Here is a 6,387-nt window from a genome sequence, read left to right on the forward strand (position 1 = left end):
CGTGCCCTCGACGACCCTCACGGGTGATACGCGCTCGGGGCAGGCGGTCCGGCCGGACTGGCAGCGGCGCAGTCGCCGACGCCGGCTGGCCGACCGGATCACGGTGGGCACGCTCGTCGCCTACGTCGCCGGCCTGCTCCTCCTGCTCGTCCTCGTGCCGACGGTCGCCATGCTGTTCGAGCCCGACGGCGAGGCGTGGAGCAGGCTGGCCGAGCCGCGCGTGGCGACGGCCGCGAAGAACACCGCCGTCATCGGCGTGGCCTCGACGCTGAGCGCCACCGTGGTCGGCTTCCTGTTCGCCTACGCCCTCAGCCGGCCCGACATCAAGGGCCGGGCCGTGCTGCGGGTGATGGCCCTGCTCCCGCTGATCTCGCCGCCGTTCGTCGTCGGCCTGGCGGTGCTGCTGCTGTTCGGGCGGCGCGGCCTGATCACGCACGAGCTGCTCGGCCTGGACATCAGCCTCCTCGGCCTCGGCGGGCTCTGGCTCGTCCAGACGCTCGCCTTCTTCCCCATGGCCACGCTGACCCTGCTGCCGACGCTGAAGAACATCGGCTCCACCCTGGAGTGGGCCAGCAGGGACCTCGGCTGGACCTGGTTCCAGACCTTCCGCCGGGTCACGCTGCCGCTGGCGTTCCCCACGATCCTGAACGCGCTGCTGCTCGTCGGCATGTTCGTCATCACCGACTTCGGCAACCCCGTCCTCATCGGCGCCGGGTACCAGGTGCTCTCGGTCGAGGCGTACGTGCAGGCCGTGGGCCGGCAGGACTTCGGGATGGCGGCGGTGCTGTGCGTGCTGTTGTTCGTACCGACGCTGATCCTCTTCCTGATCCAGCGCCGCGTCCTCGCGCGGCGCTCCGCCGTCACCGTGTCGGGGAAGACGGGCAGCCTGCCGCCCGCGCCGCTGCCCGCGGCGGTGCGGCGCGGGCTCCTCACCGTCCTCGGCCTGGTCAGCGCCCTGATGATCCTCATCTACGGGAGCATCCTGGCCGGCTCGTTCACCCGGGCGTGGGGCGCGGACTGGAGCTTCACGCTGGACCACTGGCAGACGGCGCTCCTGCGCGGTGACGACATCCGCAACTCCGCGCTGTTCTCCGCCACGGCGGCGATCATCACGACGATCAGCACGCTGGTCGCCGCGTACGTCGTGCACCGCACGCGCGTCTTCGGCCGGGGCGTGATGGACGGGCTCGCGGTGCTGCCGTCGGCGATCCCCGGGACGATGATCGGCATCTCGTGGCTGCTCACCTTCAACCAGCCGCCCATCGCCCTGACCGGCACCGCGCTCATCCTCGTGCTGGTCATGGTCGTACGTGCCATTCCGGTCGGCTACCGCACCGCCGTCACCACCATCAACCAGATCAGCCCGTCGATCGACGAGGCCGCCACCGACCTCGGCGCCTCGCGCGCCCGGGTCATCGTCCAGATCATGTTCCCCCTGCTGGGCGGCGCGTTCACCACGTCGCTCGTGTTCGGGTTCCTGCACGCGATCAACACGCTGAGTGCCGTGATCTTCCTGACCTCGCCGGGCATCGGCCTGGGCGCGCCCACCATCGTCAACCTCGCCGAGTTCGGCCAGTGGGGCGCCGCGACCGGCGTCGCGGCAGGCCTGATGGTGGTCAGCTTCGCCGGGCTCGCCGTCGCGAAGCTGGCCCTCGGCTCCCGGCTGCGGCTCTACGACCTGTGACACCTGGAGATTTCGTGATCGAACTGAAGTCGTTGTGCAAGTCGTTCGACGGGGTGCCGGCCGTTCGCGACCTCGACCTCGTCGTCGGCCGCGGCGAGTTCCTCTGCCTCCTCGGCTCCAGCGGGTGCGGCAAGAGCACCACGTTGCGGATGATCGCCGGGTTCATCCGGCCGGACAGCGGGAGCGTGCTCATCGACGGCGTGGACGTGTCCGGGTACGGCCCTGACGCGCGGCCGACGTCCATGGTGTTCCAGGACTACGCGATCTTCCCGCACCTCACCGTCGCGGAGAACATCGAATTCGGGCTGAAGGCGCAGAAACTGGCCAAGGACGAGCGGGCCCGCCGTACCGGGGAGGCCCTCGACCTGGTCGGCCTCACCGGGCTCGGCGGCCGGCGGCCGAACGAGCTCTCGGGCGGGCAGCAGCAGCGCGTCGCCGTCGCCCGGTCGCTGGCGATCCGGCCGTCGGTGCTGCTCATGGACGAGCCGCTGTCCAACCTCGACGCGAAGACCCGCATCCAGCTGCGCACCCAGCTGCGCGAGATCCAGCGCGACACCGGGACGACGATCGTCTACGTCACCCATGACCAGGAGGAGGCGCTGGCCCTGGGCGACCGGATCGCCGTCATGAAGGACGGCTCGCTCGAACAGCTCGGCAGCGGGCACGAGATCTACCTGGCCCCGTCCAACGGGTACGTCGCCGACTTCGTCGGCATCACGAACTGGCTGGCGGGGGAGTACGCCGGGGGGTCGGACTCGGGCTCGGACTCGGGCTCGGACGGGTCGTGGGAGGTGAACGTCGCCGGAGCGGTGCTCCGCGCGGCGCCCGCGCCTGGGGCGTCCTCCGTCTCTCCCGGCTCGCCCGTCGATGTGTCCGTACGTCCTGAGGACGTGTCGCTCAGCCAGGCTCCCGGCGCGGGGGCGCTGCACGGCGTCGTCCGCGACGTGCAGTTCCTCGGCCCGGTCGTCCGCACGTACGTCGAGGCCGGCGGTTCGGTGGTGATCGTGCACTCGGCCCAGAGCGACTGGTCGCCCGGCGCGAACGTCCGGCTGAGCATCGGCAAGGGCGCGGCGCGGGCGTTCCCCAGGGTCGAGGGCGCGTGGCGCCCACCGGAGGCCGCCGCCCGGCCCGCCGTCGCGGCGGCGGCGAGCTGACCGCATGGGCATCGCATCCGAAGAGGCGGACCTGCGTGACCTGCTCGTCGAGCGGAGCCTGTCCGGCGGCATCAGGACCGTCCGCCGACAGTCACTGGCGTACGCGCACAAAATGCTCAAAGGAGACCTCGACCACACCTTCGGCCTGGAGGATCGGCGTACCGCGTCCATCGACGAGGTCGTGACCGCCGTCGAGGCCGGCATCGGCGACCGCATCACGGACGGCGACCCCGAGCTCGGGTACATCGCGCCCGAGCACACGCTGGCCGGCATCCTGGCCCACGCCGACGCCCTCGCCCCCTTCCTGCGGAACGGCGGCGGCACGGTGCTGCTGGCGACCGGGCACCCGACCGGGCTGCTCGACCACTACGCCGACCTGGCGCGCGCGCTGCGGAACACGGGCAACAGGATCGTCCGCGTCCTCGACGACCACCGGCTCGACCGCGCCGTCGGGGCCCACGCCGCCGGCGAGACGGGGATCCGGTTCTTCGGCGGGGTCGCGTGCGCCTTCCACGACGAGGCGATCCTGCACACCCACCGGCCCGACTACATGGAGGCCATGATCGCCGGTGGTCCGCCGATCGATCTCGTGCTCGCTGACCACGGCATGGCGGGCGCGGCGATCGCGGCAGGACTGCCCACCCTGTCGATCGCCGACGCCAACGACGTCGCCCTGTTCCTGGCACGCGCCAGGGGACGGCACGAGCACGTCCTGCCGATCGAGGACAACTTCACGCCCGCCGAGTTCGCGCCGGTGACCGCGTACATGCTCCGGCGCGCTGCCGGTATCGCTGTTTGAGGAGGATTTCGATGCGATGGAGTTTGTTATCTGCGGCGCTCGCCCTCGTTCTGACGGGCCCGGCGTACGCGGGAACACCGGCACCCGCAGCCGCGGTCGTGCTCGACGGCCGTACCGAGACCTACCGGGAAACCCAGCCGGTCGCTCCCGGCGTCGAGCTGAGCACGGTCGAGTCGTACGGGCCCGACGGGGCCACCGGGGAGCCCGGCTGGCTGCAGACGTACCAGATGTCCGTCGACCTCAAGGCCGGCGTGCGGATCGGGCGGCTGTTCCCCGGCCAGGTCGCCGCGCGGCGGCCGTTGCTCGACATGGCACGCGAAGCGGGCGCCATCGCGGCGACGAACGCCGACTACTTCGACATCGCCGCCTCCGGCGCGCCGTGGGGCGTGGCCATCCAGGACGGAGAGCTGCTGCAGTCGCCGCTGCCCAACACCAAGGCGACCCAGACGGACCAGACCGCGGTGATGTTCTCCGAGGAGCAGGTCGGCGCCATCGGCGAGATCGTCTTCGAGGGCACCGTCAAACTGCCCGGTAAGACCGTCCCGCTGGACGCGCTCAACAAGGCCGAACTGCTCAAGGACCAGATCGGGATGTTCACCCCGGTCTGGGGCACATACTGCCGCTGCCATCCGGTCAGGGGTGTCGCGCGGACCATCGAGGTGATCGTGCGCGACGGCGTCGTGGCCGAGGTGGTGGATGTCCCCCGTGAGGGCGCGATCGCCGAAGGCGCGTTCGTGCTGGTGGGACGGGAGGCAGGCGCCGACGCGCTGTCCGCGCTGCGGGTCGGCGACCCGGTCTCCGTGGACTATGCCGTACGGGCTCCCGGCGACATGAAGGTCAAGGCGGCCGTGAGCGGACGTCAGCTCATCGTCGCGGACGGCAGGCCGCTCGACCTCCCGCCCGAGAACAACACACCGGAGCCCAGGACCGCCGTCGGCTTCTCCGCGGACGGGACCAAGATGTGGCTGGTCGCGGTGGACGGCCGGCAGCCCGAGTTCTCCCGCGGCATCGGGCTGAACGAGCTGGCCGAGATGATGGCCGGCCTGGGCGCCCACAGCGCGCTCAACCTCGACGGCGGCGGCTCGACGACGCTCGTCGTGCGCGAACCCGGCCAGAAGCGGGCCGGCCTCGTCAACCGGCCGTCCGACGCGGCGGGCACCCGTCCCGTGCCGACCGGACTGGCCCTGTTCCTGCCCGCCGGCAGCGGCAAGGTCAAGGGCTTCTGGGTGGACACGGCGACGGAACGCGACCGGTTCCCCGGGCCTTCGGCCGCCGCGTCGTGGCGTACCGAACGGGTCTTCCCCGGCCTGACCCGCCGGCTGACGGCGTCCGCGTACGACGAGACGTACGGTCCCGCGGGCGTGCCGCGCACGATCAAGCCGCAGTGGCGGATCACGAACAGCCGCATCGGCCGGGTCGACCGCTCCGGCGTCTTCCATGCGCTGTCGTCCGGTGAGACGACCGTGACGGCCAAGCACGGCAAGGCCACCGGAGCCATCGACCTCACCGTGCTGGGCCGGCTGTCCCGCCTGGACACCGGCACCCGCCGCATCAACCTGCTGACCAAGGGCGCCCAGGCAACCTTCGAGGTCAACGGCTCGGACTCCGCAGGTTACGCGGCCCCCATCGACCCCGCCGACATCCACCTCACCTACGACAAAGCGGCGCTGAACGTGGCCCCGACCGGCACCGGCGCGTTCACCGTCACCGCGCTGGCCGCCGAGGGCGAGCACCTCGTCACGGTGTCCGCCGGCGGCGTGCGGACCGAGCTGGTCGTCGGCATCGGGACGTCCCAGGACGTCGTGGACCCCTTCGACGACACCTCGAACTGGAACTTCTGGAGCCTGCGCGCCACCGGCACCGCCACGTCCACCCCTGACGGCCACGCCGGGAACGGGTTGAAGCTGGACTACGACTTCACCCAGAGCACGGAGACACGCGGCGTCGGCATCTGGCCGTCCGCCGGCCTCCTCCCGGTGGCCGGGCAGCCGACGGCGTTCAAGCTGTGGGTGAACTCCGAAGGCCACGACCAGCGGACCCGCCTGGAGGTCGTCGACCGCAACGGCACCCTGCACACGATCGAACCCGCCTTCATCACTGAGCCCGGGTGGCAGCAGATCACGTACGACGTGCCGGACGGGATGGCGTACCCGGTGAGCCTGCGCCGCATCTTCTTCAACGAGATCAACCCGGACGCCCGCTACACCGGCACTTTGGTCCTGGACGAACTGACCGCCGTCGCCGCCGGCTGATCACCCGGGCGCGGTACCTCCGGCGCCGCGCCCGGTGACGGTCCTCGGCGGGACGACGTCCGGTTCGACGACTTCCGCGACCGCGTCCTGTGGTCTACCCCCTCCCACCCCGGAGGCGAGCTTCGGCAAGATCACGGGCGGAAACGAGGACTCCAGCGGCTGGGGCCACCGCTGCACATAGGCGTGGGGCCCTCGCTCGCTCAAACGGTGGAGGTCTGGCCTCGGCGATTCACGTGGGCTGATGAGAGCTCAGACCGGATGATCCGTTAGACGGCGAAGAGTGCTCCTGATCTGGAAGATTACCGATTGTCGAGTTCAACAACCTTCCAGAGCGAGGAGCACTCTTCGCGTGCGGACTATCCCGAAGTGGACGCGTGGGCTGACGGTTGCGGTTCAGGCGACCAGCAGGCTGCCGCCGGAGAACAGGGCGACCGGTTCGCCGCCGATGAGCACCAGGTAGCTGGTGTGCTCCGGGGTGTGGCCGGGCGTGTGGATCGG

Annotated in this window: 4 protein-coding genes; all 4 read left to right on the forward strand. The window is 71.0% G+C overall.

Annotated elements, in window-relative coordinates; translation table 11 throughout:
* Position 1 precedes the first annotated feature (1 nt).
* The 4 genes from ABFX54_RS46600 to ABFX54_RS46615 are packed head-to-tail and all read left to right on the forward strand — an operon-like array spanning position 2 to position 5,889.
* Positions 2 to 1,684 (forward strand): ABC transporter permease, encoded by a 1,683-nt coding sequence (locus ABFX54_RS46600; protein WP_346113501.1) that lies wholly within the window; start codon positions 2 to 4, stop codon positions 1,682 to 1,684.
* Between the two features lie 14 nt (positions 1,685 to 1,698).
* On the forward strand, positions 1,699 to 2,838 hold the full coding sequence (locus ABFX54_RS46605; RefSeq protein WP_346113503.1) for an ABC transporter ATP-binding protein: 1,140 nt from the start codon (positions 1,699 to 1,701) through the stop codon (positions 2,836 to 2,838).
* 4 nt (positions 2,839 to 2,842) lie between these two features.
* Complete coding sequence (locus tag ABFX54_RS46610; protein WP_346113504.1) at positions 2,843 to 3,637, forward strand: phosphatase; 795 nt, start codon at positions 2,843 to 2,845, stop codon at positions 3,635 to 3,637.
* An 11-nt stretch (positions 3,638 to 3,648) separates the two neighbouring features.
* The gene (locus tag ABFX54_RS46615) at positions 3,649 to 5,889 is read left to right on the forward strand and encodes a phosphodiester glycosidase family protein (RefSeq protein ID WP_346113505.1); all 2,241 of its coding nucleotides are present in this window, start codon (positions 3,649 to 3,651) and stop codon (positions 5,887 to 5,889) included.
* Positions 5,890 to 6,387 lie beyond the last annotated feature (498 nt).

This window comes from Nonomuraea maheshkhaliensis (assembly GCF_039529435.1).
Lineage (GTDB): Bacteria > Actinomycetota > Actinomycetes > Streptosporangiales > Streptosporangiaceae > Nonomuraea > Nonomuraea maheshkhaliensis.